Origin of the sequence: Phaeodactylibacter luteus (assembly GCF_007993045.1) — a bacterium.
Classification (GTDB): Bacteria; Bacteroidota; Bacteroidia; order Chitinophagales; family Saprospiraceae; genus Phaeodactylibacter; species Phaeodactylibacter luteus.
The window spans coordinates 1-1,292 of sequence record NZ_VOOR01000135.1 but is presented as its reverse complement, the minus strand read 5'-3'; the positions used below and the strand labels follow the sequence as shown (position 1 = coordinate 1,292).

Below are 1,292 nucleotides of genomic sequence, written 5' to 3'. Positions count from 1 at the left end.
AATAGTTTTTGTTTCATCTATATGTTTTTTTAGCTTGCAGGTAACGCTGGGCTAAATTGTCGTAGGGCAGCAAATTTGCACTAACCTTTCGTACAGCACATAGCCATGTTTAAATTTAAAAATAAACACTTAATGGCGGAAGAACTAAATAACCATCAACTTTCGTTTTGTACTGACCGCCCTATGCAATTTTAGCCATTGTTACCGCCATGTGCATTATTTTTTTTCGCTCTTATCTTATCCAATACCCTGGTTAACTTTGTAGGTGGAAATAAGAAAAGTAGTGATGCAAATATCGTTTCATCTAATTCTAATTATTAACAATAATCATCCGAATTCTAAACCTGCACAACAAAATTTACATGAATACCATTTACTTATTTTAGTATCACAAACCCAATTTTACGATGCTGTATAACCACCATCAATCACCAGTTCAGAACCAGTCATATAGGAACTCTCATCTGATGCTAAAAACAAAATACCGTTTGCTATTTCTTCCGGCTGTGCTGGGCGTCTCAATAATGTTGGTCCTAAAACCATTTTTTTTACTTCTTCATTTGCTATCAAGTCTTTTGTCATATCAGTTTCCGTAAAACCGGGATGTACAGAGTTTACCCTGACATTAAATGCTGCAAATTCAATCGCTGCTGTTTTAGTTAATAGTCTTATTCCTCCTTTTGTAGCAGTATATACCGACTGGTTGGGAGCACCAACTATACCGAGTGACGAAGAAATATTAATAATGGACCCACTACCGTTTTCCTGCATTAATCCCACAACGTGCTTCATTCCCAAAAAAGCACCTTTCAAATTTATTTTTACAACAAAATCAAATTCCTCAGATGTTGTCTCAACTAGGGGTTTTAACAGGCTAACACCAGCCACATTTACCAAAATATCCAACCTTCCAAATGTTGCTTTTGCAAATGCGATTACATTGATCCAATTGGCTTCGTCAGATATGTCCAATTTTTGGAATTCAGCAATGTTACCTGAATCTGTAATTTCTTTAATTACATTTGTGGCTTGTTGCTCATTTAAATCAGCAATTATTACTTTTGCTCCATGACTTCCCAGTAACTTGGCAGTGGCTTTACCTATACCTGAAGCACCTCCTGTTACTATGGCAACTTTGTCCTCTAATCGTTTCATACATTTTGTTTTTTAGTTCGACTAATGTAAAGATCATTATTTTTTTTGTATTATACAAATATTATTAAGAATCAATTCAATGTGAAATCATGTTACTAGTGCTAAATTTTATCAGGTAGTTTTTTAGCATTGGCGGT

Annotated in this window: 1 protein-coding gene; it reads right to left on the bottom strand. The window is 34.8% G+C overall.

What is annotated here, in order from left to right; all coding sequences use genetic code 11:
- Window positions 1–402: 402 nt before the first annotated feature.
- Window positions 403–1,155: an SDR family NAD(P)-dependent oxidoreductase gene (locus FRY97_RS21815; RefSeq protein ID WP_147169739.1), complete on the bottom strand. Its 753-nt coding sequence runs from the start codon at window positions 1,153–1,155 to the stop codon at window positions 403–405.
- Between the last annotated feature and the right edge of the window lie 137 nt (window positions 1,156–1,292).